Origin of the sequence: Streptomyces sp. NPDC046197, from assembly GCF_040646295.1 — a bacterium.
Lineage (GTDB): Bacteria > Actinomycetota > Actinomycetes > Streptomycetales > Streptomycetaceae > Streptomyces.
Window position 1 is genome coordinate 1 of record NZ_JBEYZY010000010.1, and the last position, 24576, is coordinate 24576.

The 24576-nt window shown below is 67.6% G+C and carries 23 protein-coding genes and 4 pseudogenes; 14 read left to right on the forward strand and 13 right to left on the reverse strand.

All coding sequences use genetic code 11. The annotated features are described in order from the left end of the window. The first annotated feature begins 82 nt into the window (after positions 1 to 82). Positions 83 to 307 (forward strand): hypothetical protein, encoded by a 225-nt coding sequence (locus tag AB0A61_RS15930; protein ID WP_361291990.1) that lies wholly within the window; start codon positions 83 to 85, stop codon positions 305 to 307. 148 nt (positions 308 to 455) lie between these two features. Continuing rightward, a complete protein-coding gene (locus tag AB0A61_RS15935; RefSeq protein ID WP_361291992.1) occupies positions 456 to 1097 on the forward strand; it encodes a DUF6461 domain-containing protein in 642 nt (213 codons plus the stop codon). A 537-nt stretch (positions 1098 to 1634) separates the two neighbouring features. On the opposite strand, the gene AB0A61_RS15940 is transcribed toward AB0A61_RS15935, so the two are convergent. Next, positions 1635 to 2033 (reverse strand): hypothetical protein, encoded by a 399-nt coding sequence (locus tag AB0A61_RS15940; protein WP_361291994.1) that lies wholly within the window; start codon positions 2031 to 2033, stop codon positions 1635 to 1637. 38 nt (positions 2034 to 2071) lie between these two features. Here AB0A61_RS15940 and AB0A61_RS15945 point away from each other — a divergent pair, with 38 nt between their 5' ends. The 5 genes from AB0A61_RS15945 to AB0A61_RS15965 all read left to right on the forward strand — a co-directional run bounded on the left by AB0A61_RS15945 (position 2072) and on the right by AB0A61_RS15965 (position 8377). Further along, positions 2072 to 2518, forward strand: coding sequence for a hypothetical protein (locus AB0A61_RS15945; RefSeq protein WP_361291996.1), 447 nt, complete (start codon positions 2072 to 2074; stop codon positions 2516 to 2518). 55 nt (positions 2519 to 2573) lie between these two features. Further along, complete coding sequence (locus AB0A61_RS15950) at positions 2574 to 2939, forward strand: hypothetical protein (protein ID WP_361291998.1); 366 nt, start codon at positions 2574 to 2576, stop codon at positions 2937 to 2939. Continuing rightward, positions 2923 to 7233 carry an RHS repeat-associated core domain-containing protein gene (locus tag AB0A61_RS15955; protein ID WP_361292000.1) on the forward strand — a complete coding sequence of 1437 codons (4311 nt, stop codon included), beginning with the start codon at positions 2923 to 2925 and terminating at the stop codon, positions 7231 to 7233. The genes AB0A61_RS15950 and AB0A61_RS15955 overlap by 17 nt, the downstream gene beginning before the upstream one ends. Continuing rightward, positions 7230 to 7721: a hypothetical protein gene (locus AB0A61_RS15960; RefSeq protein ID WP_361292002.1), complete on the forward strand. Its 492-nt coding sequence runs from the start codon at positions 7230 to 7232 to the stop codon at positions 7719 to 7721. Before AB0A61_RS15955 ends, AB0A61_RS15960 begins: the two co-directional genes overlap by 4 nt. Before the next feature lie 395 nt (positions 7722 to 8116). After that, positions 8117 to 8377: a hypothetical protein gene (locus AB0A61_RS15965; protein WP_361292004.1), complete on the forward strand. Its 261-nt coding sequence runs from the start codon at positions 8117 to 8119 to the stop codon at positions 8375 to 8377. 369 nt (positions 8378 to 8746) lie between these two features. Here the strand turns inward: AB0A61_RS15965 and AB0A61_RS15970 are convergent, their stop codons facing one another. Next, entirely contained in the window at positions 8747 to 9253 is a 507-nt protein-coding gene (locus AB0A61_RS15970; RefSeq protein ID WP_361292006.1) for an integrase core domain-containing protein, read from the reverse strand. Next, on the reverse strand, positions 9250 to 9822 hold the full coding sequence (locus AB0A61_RS15975; protein WP_361292008.1) for a helix-turn-helix domain-containing protein: 573 nt from the start codon (positions 9820 to 9822) through the stop codon (positions 9250 to 9252). The genes AB0A61_RS15970 and AB0A61_RS15975 overlap by 4 nt, the downstream gene beginning before the upstream one ends. 144 nt (positions 9823 to 9966) lie before the next feature. On the opposite strand from AB0A61_RS15975, the gene AB0A61_RS15980 reads away from it, so the two are divergent. Next, positions 9967 to 10209: a hypothetical protein gene (locus AB0A61_RS15980; RefSeq protein WP_361292010.1), complete on the forward strand. Its 243-nt coding sequence runs from the start codon at positions 9967 to 9969 to the stop codon at positions 10207 to 10209. A 61-nt stretch (positions 10210 to 10270) separates the two neighbouring features. Here AB0A61_RS15980 and AB0A61_RS15985 read toward each other — a convergent pair whose 3' ends face one another. Then, entirely contained in the window at positions 10271 to 10900 is a 630-nt protein-coding gene (locus AB0A61_RS15985) for an SMI1/KNR4 family protein (RefSeq protein ID WP_361292012.1), read from the reverse strand. 353 nt (positions 10901 to 11253) lie between these two features. On the opposite strand from AB0A61_RS15985, the gene AB0A61_RS15990 reads away from it, so the two are divergent. After that, a complete protein-coding gene (locus tag AB0A61_RS15990; protein WP_361292014.1) occupies positions 11254 to 11373 on the forward strand; it encodes a transposase in 120 nt (39 codons plus the stop codon). Between the two features lie 146 nt (positions 11374 to 11519). Here the strand turns inward: AB0A61_RS15990 and AB0A61_RS15995 are convergent, their stop codons facing one another. From AB0A61_RS15995 to AB0A61_RS16005, 3 genes and pseudogenes are all read right to left on the reverse strand, one after another. Next, on the reverse strand, positions 11520 to 12254 hold the full coding sequence (locus tag AB0A61_RS15995; protein WP_361292016.1) for a hypothetical protein: 735 nt from the start codon (positions 12252 to 12254) through the stop codon (positions 11520 to 11522). A 46-nt stretch (positions 12255 to 12300) separates the two neighbouring features. Continuing rightward, a pseudogene (locus tag AB0A61_RS16000) lies at positions 12301 to 12834 on the reverse strand (integrase); the annotation flags it as partial. A gap of 217 nt (positions 12835 to 13051) precedes the next feature. Further along, a complete protein-coding gene (locus AB0A61_RS16005) occupies positions 13052 to 13711 on the reverse strand; it encodes a PadR family transcriptional regulator (protein WP_361292018.1) in 660 nt (219 codons plus the stop codon). A 104-nt stretch (positions 13712 to 13815) separates the two neighbouring features. Between AB0A61_RS16005 and AB0A61_RS16010 the strand changes: the two genes are divergently transcribed. Both AB0A61_RS16010 and AB0A61_RS16015 read left to right on the forward strand, forming a co-directional pair. Further along, entirely contained in the window at positions 13816 to 14307 is a 492-nt protein-coding gene (locus AB0A61_RS16010) for a hypothetical protein (RefSeq protein ID WP_361292020.1), read from the forward strand. 32 nt (positions 14308 to 14339) lie between these two features. After that, positions 14340 to 15536, forward strand: a complete 1197-nt coding sequence (locus AB0A61_RS16015; RefSeq protein WP_361292022.1) for an NAD(P)/FAD-dependent oxidoreductase — start codon at positions 14340 to 14342, stop codon at positions 15534 to 15536. A 285-nt stretch (positions 15537 to 15821) separates the two neighbouring features. Here the strand turns inward: AB0A61_RS16015 and AB0A61_RS16020 are convergent, their stop codons facing one another. Both AB0A61_RS16020 and AB0A61_RS16025 read right to left on the reverse strand, forming a co-directional pair. After that, the gene (locus AB0A61_RS16020) at positions 15822 to 16217 is read right to left on the reverse strand and encodes a DUF6188 family protein (protein ID WP_361292024.1); all 396 of its coding nucleotides are present in this window, start codon (positions 16215 to 16217) and stop codon (positions 15822 to 15824) included. A gap of 53 nt (positions 16218 to 16270) precedes the next feature. Continuing rightward, positions 16271 to 16693: pseudogene (locus AB0A61_RS16025) on the reverse strand (IS30 family transposase); the annotation flags it as partial. Between the two features lie 402 nt (positions 16694 to 17095). On the opposite strand from AB0A61_RS16025, the gene AB0A61_RS16030 reads away from it, so the two are divergent. After that, positions 17096 to 17401, forward strand: a complete 306-nt coding sequence (locus AB0A61_RS16030) for a transposase (RefSeq protein ID WP_361292026.1) — start codon at positions 17096 to 17098, stop codon at positions 17399 to 17401. A 417-nt stretch (positions 17402 to 17818) separates the two neighbouring features. Here the strand turns inward: AB0A61_RS16030 and AB0A61_RS16035 are convergent, their stop codons facing one another. From AB0A61_RS16035 to AB0A61_RS16050, 4 genes and pseudogenes are all read right to left on the reverse strand, one after another. Then, complete coding sequence (locus tag AB0A61_RS16035; protein ID WP_361292028.1) at positions 17819 to 18694, reverse strand: polysaccharide deacetylase family protein; 876 nt, start codon at positions 18692 to 18694, stop codon at positions 17819 to 17821. A gap of 391 nt (positions 18695 to 19085) precedes the next feature. After that, positions 19086 to 20179, reverse strand: a pseudogene (locus AB0A61_RS16040) (integrase core domain-containing protein). Between the two features lie 125 nt (positions 20180 to 20304). Continuing rightward, positions 20305 to 20913: pseudogene (locus AB0A61_RS16045) on the reverse strand (hypothetical protein); the annotation flags it as partial. Between the two features lie 322 nt (positions 20914 to 21235). Next, positions 21236 to 22090, reverse strand: coding sequence for a DUF2127 domain-containing protein (locus AB0A61_RS16050; protein ID WP_361292030.1), 855 nt, complete (start codon positions 22088 to 22090; stop codon positions 21236 to 21238). Between the two features lie 676 nt (positions 22091 to 22766). Here AB0A61_RS16050 and AB0A61_RS16055 point away from each other — a divergent pair. Then, a complete protein-coding gene (locus AB0A61_RS16055; RefSeq protein WP_361292032.1) occupies positions 22767 to 23705 on the forward strand; it encodes an ATP-binding cassette domain-containing protein in 939 nt (312 codons plus the stop codon). Further along, positions 23702 to 24553 (forward strand): ABC transporter permease, encoded by an 852-nt coding sequence (locus AB0A61_RS16060; protein ID WP_361292034.1) that lies wholly within the window; start codon positions 23702 to 23704, stop codon positions 24551 to 24553. The genes AB0A61_RS16055 and AB0A61_RS16060 overlap by 4 nt, the downstream gene beginning before the upstream one ends. Positions 24554 to 24576: the final 23 nt, after the last annotated feature.

Genomic DNA, 24576 nt, shown 5'->3' on the forward strand with positions numbered 1-24576 from the left:
AACTCCTCCGGATAAGGCTTGGGCACAGCGACATCCTTCCCACCCGCCCCACAGGGCAAGCCAGTTCAGATGTCACCCGATCGTGCGGCAGACCCACTTGTGCGCTGAGCTGACGCCGCAGGTCGTGGGCGGCGTGTGGTCGGCCCCGGCGACCTGGCCCACTCGCCCGGCCTCGGGCACGGAGACCTGCCTGCGGCTCCACATCACCCAGCGCGCCAACAGTTCGGCGGGCGGTGTCCTTGGCTCCCTGCGCAAGTACCAGCGCCTCGTGGACGATGATCCCTTCCGCATCGAGTTCACCCCCTGAGGATCCGACGGGTATACCACCCGGGATCGAGTTCACCGCCTGAACAAAGCATCATCAGTTGGGCTCTCCGTCGTGCCGCGTGCACGGTCGGGATCCCAAGGGACCCGGTACCGGCGAGCGGTGCCGGTGGTAACGACGGAGGCAGGACATGGAAGCAGGCGCGGACGAGCGTTCGTTCCGCTGGGCGAGGGACTGGATGTGCGTCACCTTCACCCGAGGCCTGAGCCCCGAGGAGGTGTTCACCCGCTACGGTGCCGACCCAGACCGGGCGCGTCTGCTCGACGAGGACGCGGCCTCGGAGCTGCCCTCGGGAGACTCCGGCGACGGGGCGGTCTCCCTGCTGCGGGCCGGGAGACTCGGTGAATGGGCCTTCTGCGTCGAGCAGGACGGCGTCATCGGCTCCTGGGACGAACCGCTTGCGGAACTGTCCCGGGGCACCGAGACCTACAGTGTGCTGGCCACCGATGGCCTCGACGTCTTCCAGTACTGGAGCGACGGCGAGTGCGTCGAGAACTTCGAGCCCGGCATGGAGCACACCCGGCCCGAAGCGACCGCACCTTGGTGGGACCGGGTGGAGGCGGCGCTCGCCGCGCACCAGGGCGAGGACCTCGGGATGGCGCCCGTGGTGGCTCTCGTACTCGACCACCTGGGCATCACGCTGGACGACGCCACCCTCGCCGGGCCCTGGCCCACCCTGACGCTCGCCGAGGAGGACGTGTCGACGACGCCGCTGGGGGACACCTACGCGGGCGAGGGGCCGGTGCCATCCCAGCCGCCGCGCGAGGCGTGAGCGCGGCGCCCGCCCCACCCCGTCACGGGGCGGGCGCCGGGCCCGCGAAATCCGCTCGCCAGCCCCACCGAAGGGACCCGCGCACGGCCGCGCATCACGTTTCGCCAAGGGAGCTCATCGCCCCCTCGCGTCGCGGTCAGTGTGGTCCAATTCAGGCTTTGCCGTGCTCTTCCTTGCGGGCGGTGGTCACAGACGTTCTAACACCAGCCATGCTGGCGCCGGCGCGCAACGAAGCCCCTTCGCTCTATCAAGCTGTAGAAGAAGGTGGTATCGGTGGACACGTCCACCGATACCTGGCGGCCCTTCGCCAGGGTTATTCGGCCTCGGAGGCGTGACGCTGAGCATGAAGGTCCTCGGGAATTACGTGACCGCTGACAGGAGCCGCCCCTGCGCCACCACGACCGTATCGTCAGCGGTCAAGTCCCCCCTCGGACACTCGCTATAGCGATACGCGGATGAGGGCCACGACCTGATGGTTGTGGTCCTCGTTGCGTGTTCGTGGGTGATGGTGATGCCTAGTGCTGTGACCGGGAAGGTTCACCGGCTCGCGACGCCCGGCACGGCACCTCGCCGCGTTGTCGCATCACCCGAGTACATCCAGTACGCGGGTGATGCTCCGCCTTGCGATGCACCGCACCGGACGCCGCGAGCTTCCCGGCAAACCTTCCCGGTCACAGCACGCAGCACCCTGCCGGGGTCGCTCTCTTCACCGAAGAGGGCGAAGGTATCGGTGGCAAGGTTCCTGATGGGGGTGCCAGCCATGCCGAAGAAGCGAGCGCTCGGCAACGCCGCACGCATCTGCCCGGCAAGGGACTTCTCCTTGGAAGACTGCGTGCGGTGCGCCTCGTCGACGAGCACGATGATGTTGCTCCGGGTCGACAGGTCCTTGCCGGCGTCGGCGAACTTGTGCACAGTCGTGGAGAAGACGCCACGCACGTGCCTGCTTGCGCCACAGCGGTCGAGGGAGATCCAGGATGAGCAGCGCGGGCGGCACCCTTCACCTCGTGGCCCGCCCCCGCCTTTGCGCGGCCATCGTCGACCGCCTCACCTTCGACCGAGCCGTCATGGAGACCGGCGCCGACTTCTGCCGCCTCATGGGCGCCTGCGCACGGTGCGCCCGGTATAGGCCGTTCGCCTTGATCAAAACGAGCCGCGTCGTCGCGTGGTCGCACCCGGAGCGGCCGCTGGCACAGGCTGCGGGCCGCCCTTTGCAGAAGCCGGCTTGCGAGGGCGGCGCTGAGCACGCTCGCGATGGTGGAGCACATTGCATCGCTGACCTGCTGAGCGGTGCCGTCGAACATGACCACCGCGAGGCGAATGCTGGTGCCCGGTCCGCCGATGGCGACGAAGTTGATTGCTCGATAGGCGGCGCCACCGCCGACACATTACCTACGCACGCCTTGAATATGACCTTTCCTTGACTCGCCTCCCCTAGGGTCAGAAGCCGCAGTTGCGAACCGGGGGGAGACGACAGCGATGGGTGACGGCAAGGTCCCCGGCAAGGTGTTGGACATCAAGACTGCCGACATCAAGGCGGCGGCACCGGCCTTCCAGAAGGGCGCCACCGATCTGAGCAAGGCCCTGACCACTCTCATCAAGACCCTGGACGGCCTCGGCGAGCCCTGGGGTCACGATGATCAGGGCAACCAGTTCGGCGGCGTCTACAAGCCGCACCAGAAGTCGATCGAGAGCGCGGCGGGCATCCTGGTGCTCGGGCTGACGAGTATTCACGAGGCCATGGTGGACATGTCGGACGGGCACGTGGACAACGACAAGCTCGTCGCCGGCATGTTCAAGGAAGTGAAGACCGACAAGCAGAGCGACGGTGCCGGTGAGCGTTGAGGACAAGGCCCGGCACATCCTTCTCAAGATGGGCCTGTGGTGGCCGGAGGCTGACCCCGACAAGCTGCGGGACGCGGCGAAGGCGTGGCGTGCGTTCGCCGAGTCGGTGGATGACGTCCGTTCCCCGGTGAACCGCAGTGCGTCCGGGATCATCCACAACAACACGGGTGAGTCGATCGAGGCGTTCCACAAGTTCTGGGACCGCTATGCCAAGGGCAAGGACGGCGGCTGGCTGAGCGACCTCGCGAAGTCCTCGCGGGACATGGCCTACGCTTTGGACAAGTTCGCCGGAACCATCGACGACGCGATCAACAAGCTGTGGACGCGGATAGCGATCGACGCGGTCGTGATCGCGGGCGGCATCACGCTGGCCATCATGACCGCGGGCATCGCCTCGGGGGCGGCGGCAGCTGCGGCGGACGCGGTCATTGAGTTCGGCGCCACGATAGGCGTCGGCGTCTCCGCTGTGGTGGCCGACATCATCGGAGGTGCCTTCGCCGGCGTCGCGTTCGGTGGGGTCGAGTCGGTCACCATCGACGCTGCTGTGGCCCAGCCGCTGCAGATGATGGCCGGTCTGCAGCACGGCTTCAGCCTGGACGAGGTCAATCAGGCCGCCAAGGACGGCATGATCTTCGGTGGCGTGTTCGGAGCGGGCGATGGCCTGCTGACGTCGAGCATGGAAGGCGGCCTCGCCGACACTCCGACGCTGCTGCGCCCGCCGTCGCTCCGCCCGGACCTGGTCGATCTGGGCCCGGCGGCCCGCAAAGCCGACGACATGCCGTGTGTGGGTGAGCCGATCGACGTGGCGACCGGCGCGATGCTGATGACGCAGACAGACCTGTCGCTGCCGGGGAGTCCGCCTCTTCAGTTCACCCGCACCCACCTCTCTTCCCACCGGGGCGGCGTCTGCTTCGGCCCGACCTGGATCTCCACCCTCGATGAGTGCCTCCAGATCGACGGCGAGGGCGTCGTATTCGCGGCGGCTGACGGTATGCGCCTGGTGTACCCGGTGCCGGAGCCGGGCGTGCCGACGATGCCGGTGAAGGGCGCCCGTTGGCCGTTGGAGTGGGATGGCAAGCCGGACGGCGCGATGACGGTCACGGACCCGTCGACGGGCGTGACCCGCACCTTCGCCGCACCCGTCCCCTCACCCACCTTCGGCGTCTTCCACCTTGCGCTGGACTCCTGGAGCGACCGCAACGGCAACCGCATCGACGTCGAACGCGACGACGAAGGCGTCCCGTTCGGCATCCGTCACTCGGGCGGGTACTACGTCGCCGTCGACACCAAGGGCCCACGCATCACAGCCCTCCGTCTGCTGGACGAACCGCCCTTTCGATACCGCCCGGGCACCACGCCCGATGAGGGCACGGTCGTGATGCGTTACGGCTACGACGCCTCCGGAAACCTCACCGAGGTCATCAACTCCAGCGGCCAGCCGCTGCGCTTCACGTACGACGCCGAGGGACGTGTCACCCGGTGGACCGACCGGAACGGCACCTGGTTCGGTTACGTCTACGACGATCGCGGCCGGGTCGTCCGTACCGAGGCCGTCGACGGCATCCTCTCCGGCACCCTGACCTACGACGACACCACCCGCACCACCACCTACACCGACTCGCAGGGTCATGTCTCGGTCCACCGGTACAACGCCGAGGGCCTGGTGGTGGAGGAGACGGATCCCCTGGGGCATGTCACCCGGACAGAGTGGGACGAGTATGGCCACAAGCCACTGACATTCACCGACGCCTTGGGCCACATCACCCGTTGTGCCTACGACGACGTCGGCAACCTTGTCGAACTTACCTTGCCCGACGGCGCGGTGGCACAGGCCGAATACAACGCACTCGGCTTGCCGACCAAGGTGATCGAGCCGGGCCGCGCAGTCTGGCGACACTCATACGACGAGCAAGGCAACCTGCTGACGACGGTCGACCCGCTCGGCGCCGAGACTCGGTACGCATACGACCATGCGGGCCGCCCCACGGCGATCACCGACGCTCTCGGACACACCCGCGTGGCAACGTACGACGACGCCGGCCTGCCCATCGCTTTGACGGACGAACTGGGTAACACGACGACGATCCGCCGGGACGCATTCGGCCGCGTGATCGAGGTGACCAACCCTCTCGGGCACACCACTCGCCTGGGCTGGACGACGGAGGGCAGACCGGCCTGGCGCGAACTGGCTGACGGCACAAGGGAGTCGTGGAGCTGGGACGCCGAGGGCAACCTGCTCAGCCACACCGATCCGGCCGGCCACCTCACCCACCACACGGTGACGCACTTCGGCGTACTCGCCACGCGAACGGATCCGGACGGCGCACGCTACGCGTTTGCGTACGACACCGAGCTGCGGCTGACGGGGGTCACCAACCCTCAGGGCCTCACGTGGACCTACACCTACGACGAAGTCGGCCGCCTGACGGCCGAGTCGGACTTCAACGGCCGCACGCTCACGTACATCCACGACGCGGCGGGTCGGCTGGTCTCCCGCACGAACGCAGCCGGGGAGAGCCTTCGTTTCACGCGGGATGCCGCGGGCCGCGTGGTGGAACAGCGCGACGAGGCCAGCGGTGACATCACCACATACAGCTATGGGCCCGACCGCAAGCTGGTGCACGCTGCCAACACCAGCGCCGAAGTGTCTCTGGAGCGGGACTCGCTGGGCCGGGTCGTGGGGGAGACCGTCAACAGCCGGAGAATCAGTTACGAGTACGACGCTCTCGGGCGTCGGGTTCGGCGTACGACCCCTTCTGGTCTGGTCTCGGAGTGGACGTACGACGCCACAGGCCGAGCCACCGCGCTTCGCACGGCGGACCACAGCTTGGCCTTCTCGTACGACACAGCGGGCCGCGAGACCGAGCGCAGACTCGGAGACGACGTCGCGCTCCTTCAGCGGTGGAGTGCGTCCGGCCGACTGACCGAGCAGTCGCTGACCGTGCTTTCCAGTTCCGCGGGCGCCGGACGCCTCCTCCAACACCGTGGCTACGCATACCGGGCCGACGGCCACATCACCGAGATCCGCGAGTTGACGTCAGGCACCCGTCGCTTCGATCTCGATTCCATGGGCCGGGTCAGGGGCGTGCGCGCCCACGGCTGGACGGAAACCTACGCGTACGACTCGGCGGGCAATACGGTCCGGGCGGATTCACCGGGAGCTGGTGCCTCTGACGAGCGTGAGTTCGATGGCACGCTGATCCGCCGTGCCGGTCACACCGTCTACGAGCACGACGCCCAAGGCCGACTTGTCCGTAAGACGCGAAGGCTACTCAACGGTCAGCAGCGCATCTGGTCCTATACATGGAACTCGGAGAACCGGCTGACCGAGGCGGTCACCCCCGAGGGCGACCGGTGGTGCTACGTCTATGACCCGTTCGGACGCCGGATCTCCAAGCACCGTGTAGCCGAGGACGGATCCGCGTGCGACCGCACCGACTTCTCCTGGGACGACACCCGACTGGCGGAGCAGACCGGCCCCACCGGCATGGTCTCCACATGGGAGTTCGCTCCGAACACCGACCGCCCTGTGGCCCAGACCGACCGCAAACCGACAGCGCACGAAGCACAAAGATCGTTCCTAGCCCGGCTAGCCGAAGAAACCACGGCCGAGCAGCGGATGCGGTTCCACGCCATTGTGACCGACGTCGTGGGTACGCCCACCGAACTGGTCACCCCGGACGGCCACCTGGCGTGGCAACGCCGGACTACGGTGTGGGGTGCGCCGCTCCCCGCGCCACTGGACGACGAGTCTTCCGTGGATTGCCCGCTCCGTTTTCCGGGCCAGTACGCGGACCCAGAAACCGGCCTCCACTACAACGTCTTCCGGTACTTCGACCCGGAGACCGGAGGCTTCGTCTCCGCCGACCCGCTCGGTCTCGATCCGTACCCGAACCCCTACGCGTACGGCCCGAACCCCTTCACCTGGCTCGACCCTCTCGGGCTCGCGTGCAAGAAGATCCCGACCGACGAGCTCAACTGGAACACACGTAGTCGGCCGACCTTCGGCCACACCTTCAGTGAGCACGGTGCGGGCGCGAAGAACACCAAGAGCCTCACCGACCGCGCACGCAGCACGGGGAATCAGCAGGGGCAATGGCTGGACAACGACAAGGCCCTGGAGTTCCTGAAAACCCATCATGACCCCAACGGCGGGGTGCGCGAGGTGGAACTGCCGCCGGGAATGGGGCAGGTCATCATGCCGGACGGTGAAATCGTCGAGGCTAACTACGCGAGGCTGGTCCCCAAACCTGATGGTTCCTACAAGACGGCGTTCCCGATCCTGAAGAAGTGAGCAGCTCCGTGCAATTCCGTATGACAGTGTCTCCGCCCACGTCCGAAACCCCGGTGACACATGACCTCGACCTCGCCGAGGACTACGAGTCTCTGGTCATGGATGCCTGTGAACTCCTGGGCGAGACCGACTGCCGCTTCCATGTAGCTGGGTTCGGTCAGGATCCATGGCCCGTGGACGTCTCCTACGACCTGTCAGCGGTCATCGAGCAACTCCCGCAGGTAAGGACATCCCTACGCCGGATGGAACGTGCGCAGATCGACTTCTACGGACAGGGGGTCGAACGTGTCATCACGTTCGACCCGGCCGGCGAACAGATCACCATGACCTGTACAACGCAGACCGACTGGATTCCCGACCCGGCGATCGAAACAGCCTCCCTTTCGGACGTCGAGGGCATGCTGGCGGCGCTGGCCCATGACTTCCGGCGCGCACTCGACCGGGCTTGCCCGGACATCGCGGCAAGGGAGCCATTTGCGCAATGGTGAACGGGCAGTCGGTCCGAGGTCTGTGGATGTATTGACCGGAAGACCTCGTCGTCGACGGAGCTCTGCGCGACGTCCGTGTCCACGGCACCACGCTCAACGACTGGCGCGGTATGTTCGAGGGGCTGCATGTGCTGCCAGCACGTCCTGATGTGGACGATGGCCTACACCTCGGACACCAGCATGCCAGCTCGCCTCGTCCTCTCTGCGTTGCGCCCGGACCCTCCGGGCGGCTTGGCCGGCGCCTGGGGTACTACGCGGATAGTTCTCGCCCGGTCGCCCAGACGAGCCACAAGCTGACCCGTGCGGCCGGCAGTAGACCGACCGAGGCGCGGAACGACGAAAGGAACGCCAAGAAAATGCAGCCCCTCGCCGCTGGGGCACATGGACCGTCCCCGGTGATCGACATCGTCTTCGCCGTGGGAGGCATGGTTTTCCTGTGGTGCGGAATGAGTTGGGCGTTCGATGTGCGGGGGATCACCACGCGCAGATCCGAACGGATTCACCGCAGGAACCAGAAGACGTGGGCGATGGGTCGTCTCGGCGCCTCTCCGAACCTTTTCGCGTCTGTCGGGTATCTGCGGTTCCTGGGCGCTGTCATGGCAGGTGCGGGACTTATCCTGCTCGTCGCGGTGTATGCGCTGTGGAACCTGGGCTGAAGGCAGGTGCTATGCGACCGCTCTGCCGATGAAGTTGTACGCCCAGGTCAGCGCTCTTCGGCGGGACTGACTTCTCTGTCGACGGACATCGACATCGCCCAGTACGCAAGAAGCGGCTGGGCCCTGTCAGGGTTGCTCTTGCCGAATACCTCATCCATGCTGGTCAAGCCGCATGCGCGTACTCGTGCAGGGTGCCGCCGAGCCGCGCGCGTCGTCGTATGTCGAGGTGTGCGATCCGTTCTGGATCGTCGATTGGTTCGGGCAAGGGACGCAGAGGGCGGGCGTTCGCGAGGCCCTGGTGCGTGTGGGGTGCCAATAGTGCCGTACGCCTTGTGAGCTGGGCGTTCGCCCGCGTAGCCGGGATCTTTTTCAGGCTGTGTCGCGGTACTCGCGAATCAGTCCGCCGAGGATGTCGTGGCGCTGGATGCGCTGGGCCGGGAACGGTATGACGTCCGGGTCGTCGCAAGGCGCCCGGAGATCCAGTGCCCGGTGCGGCCTTACCGTGTTGTGGTGCGCCGCGTGCTCGGCGAGGACGCGTCGGCCGTGTTGCTCGTTGTAGATCAGGATCCGGTCGGTGCACTCGGCGCGGACACTGCGGATGAACCGCTCGACGTGGGCGTTCATCCTCGGCGCCTGCGGTGCGGTCTTGAGAATCTCGATGTTCTCGCTGGTGAACACGGCATCGAAGGTCTGGGTGTAACGGCTGTCCCGGTCGCGCAGCAGGTAACGGAAGCCGGAGACCCGATCGCCGAGATCGGCCAGGAGGTTTCTGGCGAGCTGGGTGGCCCAGGCCGCTGTTGGGTGGGCGGTCACGCCGAGGATGTGCACGGTGCGGGTGCCGACCTCCATGACGGCGGAGGCGTAGAGCCTGGTCAAGCCCGCGGTATCGACGTGGAAGAAGTCGGCTGCGAGTAGGCCGGAGGCCTGGGCGCGCAGGAACTTGCGCCAGGTAGGCCGGTGTTGGGGCCACCTCGGGGTGCTGGCCCGAGTCCGGCGGAACGCAGGATACGGCGGACGGTGGAGGCACCGACCCGGTACCCGAGCCGACGCAGTTCGCCCTGGATGCGGGTCGAGCCCCAGGTCGGGTTCTCGCGTGCCAGGCGCAGGATCAGAGTGGTGACCTGCTCGGATATCGGCGGCCGCCCGGTCCGTGCGGGTTCCTGCCGCCACTTCCAGCGGATCAGGCGTCGGTGCCGGGACAGCAGTGTGCCGGGGGCGACCAGGCGGTGTCGGCGGAGCCTGCCGGGCAGGCGCCGAGCGAGAGCGACGAGGACCGCACGCTCCGGCCAGGTCAGCCGCGGTCGGACACCGAGCTGCCGACGCAGCACCGCATTCTCATGGCGCAGCGCGAGCAGCTCTACGTCCCTCGCCCGGTCGGCACAGGAGAGGAGCAGGATCAGTCCGAGGAGCCGAATGAAGATCAGGTAGAGCATGCGCAACGCCATGCAGTCCGAGCCTGTCAGGACTGTCAACCCTCGCAAAGTTCCTGGTCAGCAGCGATACGTGAGTTTCGGCACCCTACAGGGTTCCCCCAGTCGCCCGACAAGGTGACGGACGGGTCGCAATGCGCCCAGCTCTACACCGACGCCGTGTCCGGCGGCAACACCGCTTTCGGAATGTTGGCAGATGTCGGGCAGCAGCCCGGGGGACTGTCCACTCACGAAAAGTGCGGCCGAGCCAATCTTCCAGCGGACCAGAACAGTGGGGTCTTCCGGGGCTATCCCGTTCCTGACTGGCGCATGCTCGACAACGACGGCTTCTTTGTCGACACTCCTGGTTTCGACCACTGCAAAAAGGATGTCGTCACGTGTGACTGGGAAAAGATCGGATAACGTCACCCAAGTATGAAGGGGAGGGAGAACGCACAGCCTGCGTTCTCCCGCTCTCTCGCTGTCACACCGGACGCCAGTCCTCGTCCCCGTACGCAGCGGACTCCCACACGAGAGCGCCGTCCAGCAGACCGGGCCTGTCCTGGGCGAGGGCGGGATACTCCAGAGCATCCGCCAGCCCCTCCAGATACGTCACCAGCGAGTCCTGTGGGTCGTCGGGGCCGGGCGGGACGTACGTCTCGCGCGTCCACCGCCAGAGCAGTCCCGTCCCGGCGTCGAGATATGTGCCATACAGCGTGTCGTACGCGCTGGACGAGAACACCGGAATCCACCCCGGCTGCCACACGATCACGTCGCCCTCACCGGGCACCCCCGGCACCTCGTACCCCGCGTCGAACTCCGCTTGCGCCTCCATCTGCGAGCGGTAGTGGTTCACCACCTCGTCCAGGCCGAGCAGCGCGGCGTTCCCCTGCCACGGTCCACTGCCATCCACGTTCCCGCCCGAGACGAGCCCCCACAGCGTCCGCAGCTCGACCGGAACAACGAGCCCCAATGCGGCTTCTACAGCGGCGATCTGTTCGTCAGACGCTCCCGGGCCGAGCGCCGCGTACGTGGCCGGTGCATGTTCGCCGAGCCATCGTTCGATCCGACGCCACGCATCCGTTATCTGCCGTGCCGCTGTCTCTGCGGTCACGGCGGGCAGCGTAGCGTCCCTCCGCCTCCCCAATATCCTGGTGAGTCCGACGTGCCCGGTGCTGGGCTCAGGTGCAGGCGCGGATGCGTGTGGCGTCGGTCGCGGCGAGGTCGAGCTCCCAGCTGATGCCGTAAGGCCCGCAACGTCACGAATTGCCTGCCGAAGACCGCGCAGCCCGGCGCGATCAGGGCGATCCAACTCGGGACAGTCCGGAGCCTCCATCAGACCCGGAGCGGTTCAAGCAGGCACGAGTGCGCCTGTCAGACACCCTGGTTGACCGTGGCTGTGAACCTTCCCCTTGATCATGGACACCTGGAGACTGGGACATGAGGTTCCAGAGGAACTAGTGCCAGGTGGGAAGTAAGAGCAACCGCAGCAGGCGGTACACGGAGGAGTTCAAACGGGACGCGGTCGCGCTCGTGCACTCGTCCGGGAAGACCGTGACCGAGGTGGCCCGCCAGCTCGGTGGCTAGGGCGGCTTCTTTCGGCCCCGTCGAGGCGACTCCAACTGGCCCCAGTTCGCGGATGATTCGTGAAGATCAGGCGCCGGGAGGTGGCCCCGGAAGGCGGTTTGAATTGGCTCCGTTGGAACGGGGGTTGAGCTGCTGCCTCGGGTCGATCAGGCGGTTGACGCCTTTTCTGTGGGTGCGAATTGCGTCTGTAGAGCGTGCTGGTGGCGTTGCGCCCAGCGGACAGCGGGTGGTGCTGCCAAGCCCGTCAGCGCGAACATGGCACCCGCGACATACCACCCAGGACGGCCCCAGGCGATGCAGAGTGCGATGAGCAGTCCTGGTCCGAAGGCTTCGGCGAGGCCGGCGCCGAGGCCGAACACGCCCAGGTACTGGCCGGTGGCGTGCTGCGGGGCGAGAGCGAAGGAGACCTCGAAGCCTGCGGCGGAGTGCCATAGCTCGCCGACCGTGTGGATCACCACCGCGGTGATGAGCAGGGCGGCGGCGGCCCACGCCGGTATGCCCGCGGACAGCGAGATCAGTGAGCAGGCGATCAGGAAGGCCACGCCTGCCCGGCGGTAGGCGTGTGCGCCGGCGGCGGGGGAATCGACGTTGCGGCTGGCCCGGACTTGGAAGGCGACGACGATGACGGTGCCGGTGAGCATGGTGGCCGAGATCAGCCAGTGCGGGGCGGCGGTGGCACCGACGATCCAGAGCGGGATGGCCACGGTGAGCACCTTGAACTGGATGGCCATGATGCCGTCGAGGGCGGTCAGCAGCAGGTAGGGACGGTCCCGCAGGGCAATCCAGCGAGGACCGCCGGCGGTGGGGACGGGCGCGACGGGTGGCAGGAGGACCAGGATCGCCGCGGAGACCACAAAGGCGACCGCGTTGCCGATGACCATGAGTTGATAGGCGGTGAGCGTGCCCCGGCCCCCACCTGCGACAGTTGATGCCCTGTGCCTGGTTGGTGAGGAACTCCCGCCAGGTTGGCCCGGTACGGCGCGGGGCTGGATCGATGCCCGCTGCGTGGAGGATCTCCCATACCGTGGAGGCTGCGATGGGGTGCCCGAGTCGGGCCAGTTCGCCCTGGATCCGCCTGTGTCCCCACCTCGCATTCTCTCGAGCGAGCTGCAGGATCAGCTTTTTGAGCGCTGCCCTGGTGGGCGGGCGTCCGGTGCGGCCGCGTCGGGCGCTGTAGTCCCACTTCGCGGCGATGAGCCTGCGGTGTCAGGCCAGCAGGGTACCGGGAGTGACCGCGAAGACCTCGCGCCAGCGGCGCCGGGGTATCAGGCTGGAGAGTGCGGCCAGCCAGAGCCGGTCGGCGGGCTCGTAGCGGACCGGGCCGGCGATCTGACGCCGTAGCACCGCATTCTCGTGGCGGAGGGCAAGCAGCTCGGCGTCCTTCGAGGTGTCGCGGCGCAGCAGTATCGCGGGGACGGACAGCAGCTTGCGGGCTACCTTGTACAGCATCGAGAGGATCACGGCGGACATGGTCCCAGCCGGGACCGCTCTACCGTCCCACCTGCGGCGATGACTTTACGAGCCCCACAGGGTCATTCGATGCCTGGCGCCCCTGTGTACGCGGCTGGGCGCAGGCTCGCCGCCGGCGCTTGCCGACTTGGCGGAGAGGGGGAGTCTTGCGGGAAATGCGGAAACATCTGGCCCGTGACCTGCTGATCCTCTGTGATGTGCGGCGCGTTCACTCCAGGCCGTGGTCCGACTCCGTGGGCGTTTGGCCGACCAGGGCCTGCTGTCCCGTGCTCTGAGCGAAACCGATCAGCTCTTCGAGAGTCCAGCTGAGCCGACCGCTGCGAAGATCGTCTGTGACGGCTCGGATCCAGTCCAGTTCTGCGGCGGTCATCGCGCGCAGATACTCCTCCTCGAGCCTGGTCACCCGCGGCAGACCATGGACCTTCGCCTGCTCCGTCAAGGACTTGTCGTGCGCGTCAAGGGTCCGCACGAGGGCCGCGGCGCGCTGTTCCAGCACATCGAGGGCCTCCTCGGGGGCGAGCATGAGGACGAAGGACAGCGCGGCGGGGAACTGGGGGAACTCCTGCTTCGGTGTGGCCAGCATCTCGCCCAGCCAGACGCGCATGGTCGAGCGCCCCGCGTCGGTCAGCTCGTACACCGTCCGCTCGGGGTACTGCTGGTCGCGGCCGGTCTCCCGGACCGTGACCAGACCCGTCGCGAGCAGCCGGTCGATCGTCCGGTAGAGGCTCGCGCGCTGGCCGACGTTGACGACCTCGTCCTTCCCCCACTGCTTGATCAGTCGCTGGATGCCGTACGGGTGCAGCGGCTGGAAGTGCAACAGGGCCAGCACGGTCAGGGCCAGCGGGGAGCTGCGGGGCGCGGTGCTCATGCGTGCATATTACCCACGCTGAAACTAGTTGACTTGAGACTAGTCTCAATGCAACTATCCATTCAGGGATGAGCGGGGCCCACGATCGGACGGAGACCACGAAAATGACCACCACCAGCACTGAGACGCCCGCCGCCACCGAGCGCGTCCACGCCGACCACGCCACCACCAAGCGGCTGGGCAACTGGACCCGCGCCGGACACATCCAGGTGCGCGCCCGCCGAGGCCTGGCCGTGCTCGACCTGCGCTCCCCGGACCTGCCCGACGACATCGAGCTGCGCCTGGAACTCCAACTCGCCACGGTCAAACTGCTGGTGCCGGAAGACGCCGTGGTCGAGCACTGGGACCTGCGTTGGACCGCCCGCGGCAAGGTCAAGGACGCGCAGGGCCGGACCGCCGGGGAACCGGCCCTCGCCGGGGCCCGCCAGATCCGTCTGACCGGTGTCGCAGCCGACAGCGAGGTCCGCGTGCACCGCGGCGGCATCGCGGTCCTCAGCGCCATGTGCTCCCGCGCCTACCTTCAGGACCTGCGCCTCGCCTACAGCACGGGCGGTCACCCGACCGTCGACGACCCGGCACGCTCGCACGGCCACTGAACATCCGATCAGGACGGGGAAGGGGCAGACGCATGACTGCGATCAAGACGGCGGCCGTCATAGGAGGCGGCATAGCCGGACCGGTGACGGCCCTCGCACTGCGCAGGGCGGGCATCGAGGCGACCGTCTACGAGGCTTACGAGAACACGGCGGACGGCCTCGGCGGCATGCTGATGGTCGCACCCAACGGGCTCAGCGCCCTGGAAGTCGTCGGTGTGGACCAGGGCTTGGCCGGTCAGCCGGTCCATCGCATGGTCATGACCGACGGACGGGGCCGGCGGATGGGTGAGTTCGGCGGGCTGACGGGCCTGCCGCCCAGCCAGGTGATGTGGCGCGCCGACCTGTACAGGGCGGTACGCGAGCGGGCCGCCGCGATGGGCGTACGGACCGTGTACGGCAAGCGCCTGGCCGGAGCCGAGGAGACTCCGGCGGGCGTCACCGCCGAGTTCACCGATGGGACCCGGGTGACCGCGGACGTGCTGGTCGGCGCGGACGGCATCCGGTCGACGGTCCGGCAACTGATCGACCCGGCAGCGCCCGGGCCCCGGTACACCGGCCTGCTCGGTTTCGGCGCGCATTCGAAGGCGGAGGTCCCACAGGCGCGGCCGGACACCATGTACTTCGCCTTCGGCGGGCACGCGTTTCTCGGCTACTGGCCGGTGCCCGGTGGAGGCACCGCCTGGTTCGGCAACCTGCCCTACGACGAGCCGCTCAGTGCGGAGCAGGCCCGTGCGACGCCGCCGGCCGCGTGGATGCGGATCCTGCGGGAGAAGTACGCCGAGGACGTGCCCGGCCGTGACCTGCTCCGGGGCACCGGCGACGACGAACTCCTCACGTTCGGAGGGCTGGAGATCCTGCCTTCGGTGCCGAAGTGGCACCGCGGCCGGATGGTCCTGGTCGGCGACGCGGCCCACGCGCCGTCCTCCAGCTCCGGACAGGGCGCGTCCCTCGCGGTGGAGAGCGCGGTGCAACTGGCCCGGTGTCTGCGGGACATCCCCGACGTGGGCGCGGCGTTCGCGACGTACGAGCGGCTGAGGCGGGGGAGGGTGGAGAAAGTCGCAGCCCAGGCCGCGAAGACCAACAGCCAGAAGTCGATGGGGCCGGTTGCGACGAAGATCATGACCTTGCTGATGCCGCTGGCGACGCGGACGTTCCTGAAGCCGGAGAAGATGTTCGGCTGGACGCACCGGTACCGGATCGACTGGGACGCGCCCGTGGCGCCCGCCTGACGCGCGGCGACATCTGACAGCGACTACCCGACTCGAGTGCCCGTGTCGTCGCGGGCACGCTCGCACCGCGCGCCGCGCCCGCACGGCCCGTACGCGGGTCGCCGCACATCGCTCGAGGTCGCCGTCGCGCTCGACACCGACCAGCCGGCCGGACCCAGCGGCGTGGAGCGTACGGGTGCGACGATGAAGAAGACGCCGAAGAAACCCCCAGGCTCATGGCCGGCGGATTCCAGCGGTCGTCGCAACACAGGTTGAGTCCCGCGACGGTGTCGGTTGCGGCGGTGATCAGTCTCGCCAGTCGGTTTCTCCGCCTGGGCCTACCAGGACGGGATCGATACCCGAGCCGGTGAGGTTCCACGACTCGTAGTCGGGGTCTGGCTCGACGCTGGGCCGGGTGCCGTCATCGAAGCCGAGGGACAGGGTGCCTTGCCCGGTGACCTCGGCTTCGGTGACGACCCGGGCGAACAAGCCGAGTAGCGGCGCCAAGGACGGTCCGGTGGCTGGCTTCAGAAGGGCCTGATGACCCGGGGCGTCTGTGAGGGTGAATGGTGTCTCGATGACGAGCTCACTATCGACGCGGATGCGGCCGTCTGGGGCCTGATCGGTGAAGCTGATTCGAACCTGGTGGTCGAAGGCCGTGCGTGTTACACGAGTGCCGACCAACTCCGCGGGTACTTTCACCGCTCCCCCTGCCGCGGTTCTGCCGTGTGTCGACGGAATGCCGACAACTGGCTCTACTGGGCCTTGAGCAGTGTAGACAGGCGCTCGGCCGGCGTTTCCCAGCCGAGCGTCTTGCGGGGCCTGCTGTTCAGTTCGGCAGCGACGGTGTTCAGGTGTTCGCGGGTGTGGACGGACAGGTCGGTGCCCTTGGGGAAGTACTGCCTGAGCCGGCCGGTCGTGTTCTCGTTCGAACCGCGCTGCCAGGGGCTGGCCGGATCGCAGAAGTAGACAGGAACGTCCGTGGCGATGGTGAACTCGTGGTGCCGTCCCATCTCGCTGCCCTGGTCCCAGGTCAGGGATCGCGTGAGATGGGTAGGCAGAGTCGTCACGGCTTCCACTAGGGCGTCGCGGACCAGCTCGGTGCCGCGGCCGCCTGGCAGGTGGAGGAGCATCACGTAGCGGGTGGAGCGTTCGACGAGCGTGCCGATGGCAGAGGCTCCGTTCACCATCCTGACCGTGGCCGGCGGCGTAAGTGGCTGTTGTCGTTCCGATCTTGAGGGGTGTTCGCCGAACGGGAGTCTCGATCGGGTGGTTGCCGCCGGCCGGGGCATGAAGGCAGGGCCTCTTGGTAGCTCGGGGTTGCGAAGCCAACCGAGATCCAGGAGACCCTGTTGCCGCAGTTGTACGTGCTCGCGCCGGTGGAGTTCAACTCGGCGTCTCCGTCGTGTGATTGTGTCGCCCACCGGTTCGGAAACGCAGCCGATCACCCGGAACGTGTTCGGCGGTATCCGTCGGACATGACGGACGCGGAGTGGGATCAGGTCCGGCCTGAAGTTCCCCCTTGGGGCTGGACAGCCTGATACTGGGACGGTCGGTCCCGGAGGAAGCAGTTCCAGGTAGTGAGCAAGAAGAACAACATGAGCAAGCGGTACACGGCCGAGTTCAAGCGGGACGCGGTCGCGCTGGTCCATTCGTCGGGTAAGACGGTGACCGAGGTTGCCCGGGAGATCGGCGTGAGCCCGGAGGGGCTGCGGAACTGGGTGAACCAGGACAAGGCCGACCGGGGTCAGGGCCCGACGGGCGCGCTGACCAGCGACGAGAAAGAAGAACTGCGCCGCCTGCGACGGGAGAACCGGGAACAGCAGCAGACCATCGAGGTCCTGAAAAAAGCCGCGGCCTTCTTCGCGAGGGAGTCGACGAAGTAGCCGTGCGCTACGCGTTCATCGACGCGGAGAAGGCCACCGAGAGCAACCCCGGTGGTCACAGTGTCACCCTGATGTGCAAGGTGCTATCGACGCGGGCCGGGAAAACGGGAGGTGCTTCACCGGGAGGCTCCTGTCACAAGCCACCGCCCAGATCGGCCATCGGCACCCTGGTCGAGCGTGCCACCCGCTACGTCATGCTCCTGCATCTGCCCGGCGACCACAGCGCCGAAAGCGTCCGCGCCGGTCAGCAGCGGAAGGCCGGTGCGAACGGCTCGCTGGTCAATCCGGCGTCCGGCAAGTGCCTGGACGATCCGTCGTCCTCGACCACCAACGGCCGGCCGCGGCGCATACTGCGCGGCCCGCGCCCCGATGCCGAAAGAGTGCAACGGCTGCGCAGCACACTGATTCCTGGTCGGTTCAGTGTCCGGCTGGCGGCTGGATGTAGTCCTCCAGGCGGGCCACCGCGAAGCCCTGTTCCCGGATGCGCTTGAGCAGATTCGCGAACATCTCCGTCATGGTGGCGCCCTTGAGCTCCGCAGGGCCGCGGAAATGGGCGAGGATGATGTCGCCGGGACGCAGCTTCCTGCCTGGCTCTTGGTACTGCATATTGCGTATCTGCATGGACTCGCGCCACCAGACGATCGCTCGCGGCCCGCAATCTCCCACCGCGATCTTGGTGTTGTTGTTGTACGCCCCGTAGGGCGGCCGGAAGAGGAACGGGGCGGTGCCGAACTGCTGGGTGAGGATCTTCTGGTCGCCGCACACCTCTTGCTTCTGGCGAACCAGCGGGATGGTGTTCATCGCGGGATGGTGCAGGGTGTGGTTCTGTATGTGGTTGCCCATCGCCTGCAGTGGCTTGAAGTACCCGTAGTCCGACTTGATGGCGTCGTTCATCAGGAACATCGTGATCGGGATCTTCAGGTCCCGCATCATCTCGATGAACTTGGGGTCCTTTTGCAGACCGTCGTCGATGGTGATGAAGACGACCTTCTGGGATGTCGGTACGTGCGTGAAGACCGGGACTGGGCCGGTCGCGGACAGCTTGATGGGTTTGTCCGCCGGGGGCTGGGGAGCCGCGGGCAGCGGTGTCAGGCCCCACTTGTGCCAGGCGGCAGGCTCGGCCGTGACGTGCGACGCGGTCCCGGGCGTGCCGCCGACGGTGGCGGACGCCGACGAGGTGGTCGCCGGGCCGGTTGCGTTGCCACCGCTCATGCCGCAGCCGCCTACGGAGACGGCCAGGAGCACGCTGGCCAGCGGGGCGTAGAACCTGCCGCCTATGTTGCGTCGCTTCACCGCACCGGTCTCCTGACTGAAAAGCTGACTTTGACTCTCCTGGGAAGGTAACCGCGGTATGAAAGGCGAAGTTCAGCGGAGGGTGAGAATCGGCCAAAGCCGAGACCACCCGCGGCACCATCCGGGTCACCACAGCCAACGCCCGGCAGGAGGCGGCCGGAGCGGCGGGTGAAGGAGTCGCGCAGTTGCTTGGCGCCCGAGGTCTTCTGCCGCGCTCGCTGTCGGAGCCGTGGAGACCGGCTTGAGTGTGCGGGAGTCACCGCCGGAACCGCGGGTCATGAGGCGAGGCTGAGGCCCCTCGGCGTATCACGCACCCTGAGCTTCCCTTGAGCGACCACGACCGTATCGTCAGCCGTCGACTCTGTGGGTGCCGATAAATCATCCGGCCTGGTCAAGCGGTACGTCGGTACTCATGAAGGGTTCCGCTGAGTCGGTCTCGTCGGCGGACTTCCAGGTACCTGATCTGTGCTGGCACGCTGATTGGTTTGGGTAGCGGTCGGAGTGGTGCGGCGTGGTTCAGGGCTCGGTGCGGCCGATGCCAGTTGTAGAAGGTCTCGAACTCGCGGAGCACATGTAGGAGGTGGCTCTGGTTCCAGATCAGGTTGCGGTTCAGGAGCTCGCTGCGGCAGGTCTGTATCCAGCGCTCCATGATGGAGTTCATTCGGGGTATTTGTATGCCGGTGGTGACGACTCTCAGTCCGGCGTCGGCCAGCAGGGCGTCGAAGGCCTGTGAACTTCGCGTCGCGGTCGCGGATCAGGAATCGGGCCTGGCTGCCCGCGTCCTCGAGGTCCATGAGGAGATTGCGTCCGAGCTGTACGACCCAGTCCGCGGGGGGTGCGGGTGAGCGGTGGCGCCCAGGATCCGGATGCGCCGGGTGGAGTGCTCGATGACGGCGAAGACGTACAGACGCGCCCCGGTCAGGGTGCGGGTCTCGAAGAAGTCGCAGGCGAGCAGCGCGTCGGCCTGGTTGCGCGGGAAGTGGGCCCAGGTCGTGTCTGCCGTTCGGGCGCGGGTGGGATGCCGTGCTCGCGGAGGATCTCCCAGACGGTGGAGGCGGCGACCTTGATGCCCAGCGCCGCGAGCTCGCCGTGGATCCGGCGATAGCCCCAGGAGGAATTCTCGTGAGCCAGGCGTAGGACCAGGGCGCGGATGGAGCGGACCGTGGCTGGGCGTCCGCGCCGCTTTGGCACGCAGGTGGCGGCGTGTTGTCGCTTGAGCAGGTTGCGATGCCACCGCATGATTGTGTCCGGGCGGACCAGCAGCTGGAGCTGGCGCAGCTTCTGCCTCGGCGGATGGTGGAGCAGGCCGGCGAGGACGGCGCGGTCGGTGTCTGTGAACGTTGGCTTGCCGACCTGGCGTTGCAGTACGAGCAGTTGGTGCCGCAGGGCAAGGATCTCGATGTCTTTGTCCCTGTCGCTCATCGGCAGCAGGCGCAGGAGCGACAGGGTGTTGGTCGCAGCGAGGTAGGCCAGGCGCAGCAGCACGATAGATCATGATGCCGTCCGCGTCTGTCCACGTGCAGGCATCGGAGTTGTCGGCGAGCGCGGGCCTGAGAGGTCAGTCGATCAAGGCTTCCACCTGGGCGGATGATTTACCGGCACCCGCAACGCTCGATGACCGCGAGGATGTACTGGCTTCGGCCGGTCAGCGTGACGGTCTCGATGAAGTCGCAGGCCAGGAGTGCGTCGGCCTGGGAGTGCAGGAAGTCGGCCCAGGTCGTGGCGGCCCGGTTGGGTGCCGGGTCGATGCCCTGGGTCTTGAGGATCTCCCAGACGGTGGAGGCGGCGATGCTGATGCCGAGGGTGGCGAGTTCGCCGTGCACCCTGCGGTAGCCCCACGACGGGTTCTCCCGGACCAGGTGCAGGATCAGGATACGGATCGAGTGAACGGTGGGCGGGCGGCCCGGCTTCCTGGGGCGACGGGTGCGGGCGTGGCGCTGCTTGATCAGGTCGCGGTGCCATCGCAGTACGGTGTCGGGCTGGACCAGCAACCGGAGCCGACGCAGAACCTGGCGCGGCAGCGGCACCAGCAGAGCGGCGGGGAAGGCTCGGTCTTCCGGGGCGAACTTCACCCGCTCCTCCCAGAGCTGCCGTTCGAGGACCATGATCTGGTGGCGCAGGGCGAGAATCTCTGCGTCCTTGTCGCGGTCGCTCATCGGTAGCAGCCGCAGCGCGGCGAACGCGTTGGTGATGGTCAGGTAGGCGAGACGAAGCAACACGAGTGCTCATCCTGCCTCAGCATCGAACAGGCCCCTGAGCTGCATGGATGACATTCTCGGCAGGCGCAGTGTTCTCCGCGGGACGGGGCGCGAGGCAGACGTGGAACGTCGCCCCGTGGGCGTGGTCAAGGGCCGGCGTCGGACCAGTCGGCCCTGCCGTCAGTTCTGACAGGTACGGCAGTGTCGGGCAGGCCACCGTCGGCCACGCCTCCGAGACCGGCGGCGCGCCTCCCGTCCGCGCGCCGTGCCCGGAGGCGGGTCTCGCGCAGGGTCGGCTCTTCCCCCGCAGCCCGGCCGCGCCTGAGTGGACGGGCGCAGCACGTCACCGTGATGGTCCTGGCAGTACACGTTCCAGGGCGCTCCAGCCGGTGTCGCGCTCCCTTTCGGCTGCTTCCGCTTTTCCACCGCCGCGCAGGCCGAAAAGACGCTTGGCGAAGAGGAGGTAGACGCTGATCGCCAGGTTGATGATCAGGGTGAGGACCTTGGTCGGTGTGATGCGCCCCTCGGCCAGCTCGTAGATCTCGGGGGCGAGCAACACGGTGGTGGCCACGAACGTCAGATACTCCGCCCAACGTCTGGTCAGCCACAGTCCGACCGCCTCGACACCTTCGAGTACCGCATAGGCGCCGAGGACCAGCCCCACGGCCCACAGCGTCGAGGACCGGGCCGCGAAAGCCTTGCTCAACTCGCCCAGCAGCCCGTGCCCGGATCTGCCGGTGGGTCCACCGATGCCGTTCTGCAGCAGGTCCATCGTCCGGTAGAAGGCACCGCTGAGCCGCCGTCGTTCGTGCGCGAAGGCAAGAACGCCGACCGACAGTACGCCGAGCACCAGGAAGTGCAGGAGACGATCAAGCGCGATCAGCCGCAGTACGTACCGGTCGCGCAGCGGTTTGCCGCGCAGGGGGATCTCCACCTCCTCGCGCCCGGGTGGGAACTCCCGCTCCGGCTGTGCCGCGGAGCGCAGCGGAAGCCAGGAGTCACAGCGCAGGCAGCGGTGCCAGCGAAGCCCGTCCCCGAAGTCCTTGACCAGGAGCCCGTCCTCGCTGCGCACCCGCGCCGCGTCCGTGCCGACTACGCGGTGACCGCGCCGGGCGCACTCCAGAAGTTCGAACCAGAACAACCTGTGCTGCTTCGATCCCACGCCGGAAGGCGATTCCAAGCCGGTGTCGTACGTCATGGTCGTATCGTCCTGCCGGACACGGAACCCGCGCAGCCCACCGGGCCGTGACCCGACTCAAAAAGTGTGCGAGGACCTCACCGAACGCTCGAGCAGGCACGCGCGGCCGCGGAGGGCGGCAGCAGCGGTTCGGGCAGGGCCCACTCGGCGTTCGTGGTGCGCACGTTGGGCTTCAGCAAGATCCAGGCGCTGACTGGAACCGGCACGGCACGTCTCGGCTTGCGGTGGGACTGTGCGGTCGGCTCCTGGGACGCTGCGCGATGGGTGCGCGGGCGGTCGGTGATCTGTTCGACGATGGCCGCCGTGCTCTACCTGCGCAAACTCGGCACCCGAGAACTGCTCGCCCAGCTCTTCGGAGCCAACGGCAGCAGGACAGAACGACGCCGCCCTGGATACGTACCCTCGGCCGCCGTCCGGCAGCGACCTCTTCCGCGGGGTGGGCCAAGATCTCCGGCCCGCCCTGCCGGACACCTCGATGGCCGCCCGGTACTCTGCGCAGGCGCAAGGCCCGCTCCACACTCCGACCAGCGAGGACGCCGGGGCCGTAGTACTTCGGTACCGCCCGCCCGGCAGTGTTCAGTCCCCTGGTACGACCGGATTGAAGAGATCGCGGCCTTAGCGTGAGGGAGGAGGCGTCGGGCGTGCCGGACGCCGGAGTCCGAAAGAGGGAACGCCAATGATCGATGCTCAGCAGCTCACCAAGAGGTACGGGGAGAAGACCGCCGTCGACGGTCTGGACTTCACCGTGAAACCGGGTACGGTGACCGGATTCCTCGGCCCGAACGGAGCGGGCAAGTCCACGACGATGCGCATGATCGTCGGGCTGGACGCGCCCACGGGCGGCTCCGTCACGGTGAACGGTCACCGCTACGCCCGTCACCAGGCGCCGCTGCAGGAGGTCGGGGCGCTGCTGGAGGCGAAGTCGATCCACCCGGGCCGCTCGGCCTACAACCACCTCCGGGCGCTCGCACTGACCCACGGCATTCCGCGCCGCCGGGTCGACGAGGTCGTCGAACTCGCCGGTCTCGGCAGCGTCGCGAAGAAGCGGGCCGGTGCCTTCTCCCTCGGCATGGGCCAGCGGCTCGGCATCGCGGCGGCCCTGCTCGGCGATCCGCAGACGGTGATGCTCGATGAGCCGGTCAACGGACTGGACCCCGAGGGCGTCCTCTGGATCCGGAACCTGCTCACCTCCCTCGCGGACGAGGGGCGCACGGTGTTCGTCTCCTCGCATCTGATGAGCGAGGTGTCGCTGGTGGCCGATCACCTGATCATCGTCGGGCGTGGCCGGCTGCTGGCCGACACGACCGTGCAGGACCTGGTTCGCCAGGCGGGCGGCGACACGGTGAAGGTGGCGACGAACGATCCCGCGCGACTGCGGGACGTGCTGGTCGCGCCGGGCGTGGACATCACCGGCCGTGTCGGCACGGAGGAACTGCAGGTGACCGGGGTGTCCGCCCGTGAGATAGGGCTGAAGGCGGCCGAGCATGGGATCCCCCTGTTCGAGCTGAGCACGAAGGCGGTGTCGCTGGAGGAGGCATTCATGGAACTGACCAGGGACGCCGTGGAGTACCACGGTGCCACGACCGGCACCAAGACCTTCGGGAGCGCGGCATGAGCACCCTCACCGCAACACCCGAGACCCCCGAGTCCGCCACGGCGGCTCCGGCCCGCCCCGCCTACCGGGTGACCGGCCGGCGTGTACTGGCCTCGGAGTGGGCCAAGCTCTGGTCCCTGCGCTCCACCTGGATCACCCTCGGCCTGGGCGTGCTCTTCCTCGTGGCCTTCGGCGTCATCGCCGCGAGCCACTACAAGTCCAATCTCGACTCCGGCCGCCACATGGACCGCGACTTCGCCACCGCCACGGCCGTGAGCCTGTCCCTGTTCGGCACGAACTTCGCCCAGCTCGCCCTCGGTGTGCTCGGCGTGCTGGTCACGGCGGGCGAGTACTCCACGGGCATGATCCGCTCGACCCTCGCGGCCGTACCGCGCCGGCTGCCCGTGCTGTGGTCCAAGGGGGCGGTGTACGGCCTGGTCGCGCTAGTGGTCGCCACCGTCGGCGCGTTCGTCGCCTTCCTCGTCGGCAGTCAGATCGTGTCCGGCACGCCCGCCGCCATGGGCCTCGGTCACGCCGGCGTCGTACGCAGCCTGCTGGGCGCCGGGCTCTACCTGGGCCTGGTCGGTGTGATCGGCGCCGCTTTGGGCATGCTGCTGCGGTCGGTGGCCGGCGGCATCTCGGTCCTGGTCGCCGCCCTCATGCTGGTGCCCGGGCTGGTCTCTCTTCTGCCCACCTCATGGCAGGGCGACATCGACCCCTACCTGCCGAGCCACGCGGGGGAGTCGATCTTCGCACTGACCCATGACTCCACCGCCCTCTCGCCGTCCGCCGGGCTGCTGGTCTTCCTCGGCTGGACGGCACTGGCGCTGGCGGGGGCGGCGTACCGGCTGCTGCGCAGCGACGTCTGAGCAGCAGGCTCCCGCATCATGGA

Coding starts and splice junctions, on each gene's coding strand:
- AB0A61_RS15935 (WP_361291992.1), top strand. CDS start 456: ATGGAAGCAGGCGCGGACGAGCGTTCGTTCCGCTGGGCGAGGGACTGG.
- AB0A61_RS15945 (WP_361291996.1), top strand. CDS start 2,072: ATGAGCAGCGCGGGCGGCACCCTTCACCTCGTGGCCCGCCCCCGCCTT.
- AB0A61_RS15950 (WP_361291998.1), top strand. CDS start 2,574: ATGGGTGACGGCAAGGTCCCCGGCAAGGTGTTGGACATCAAGACTGCC.
- AB0A61_RS15975 (WP_361292008.1), bottom strand. CDS start 9,822: ATGGCGTTGCGCATGCTCTACCTGATCTTCATTCGGCTCCTCGGACTG.
- AB0A61_RS15995 (WP_361292016.1), bottom strand. CDS start 12,254: ATGGTCATCGGCAACGCGGTCGCCTTTGTGGTCTCCGCGGCGATCCTG.
- AB0A61_RS16005 (WP_361292018.1), bottom strand. CDS start 13,711: ATGAGCACCGCGCCCCGCAGCTCCCCGCTGGCCCTGACCGTGCTGGCC.
- AB0A61_RS16010 (WP_361292020.1), top strand. CDS start 13,816: ATGACCACCACCAGCACTGAGACGCCCGCCGCCACCGAGCGCGTCCAC.
- AB0A61_RS16015 (WP_361292022.1), top strand. CDS start 14,340: ATGACTGCGATCAAGACGGCGGCCGTCATAGGAGGCGGCATAGCCGGA.
- AB0A61_RS16050 (WP_361292030.1), bottom strand. CDS start 22,090: ATGACGTACGACACCGGCTTGGAATCGCCTTCCGGCGTGGGATCGAAG.
- AB0A61_RS16055 (WP_361292032.1), top strand. CDS start 22,767: ATGATCGATGCTCAGCAGCTCACCAAGAGGTACGGGGAGAAGACCGCC.
- AB0A61_RS16060 (WP_361292034.1), top strand. CDS start 23,702: ATGAGCACCCTCACCGCAACACCCGAGACCCCCGAGTCCGCCACGGCG.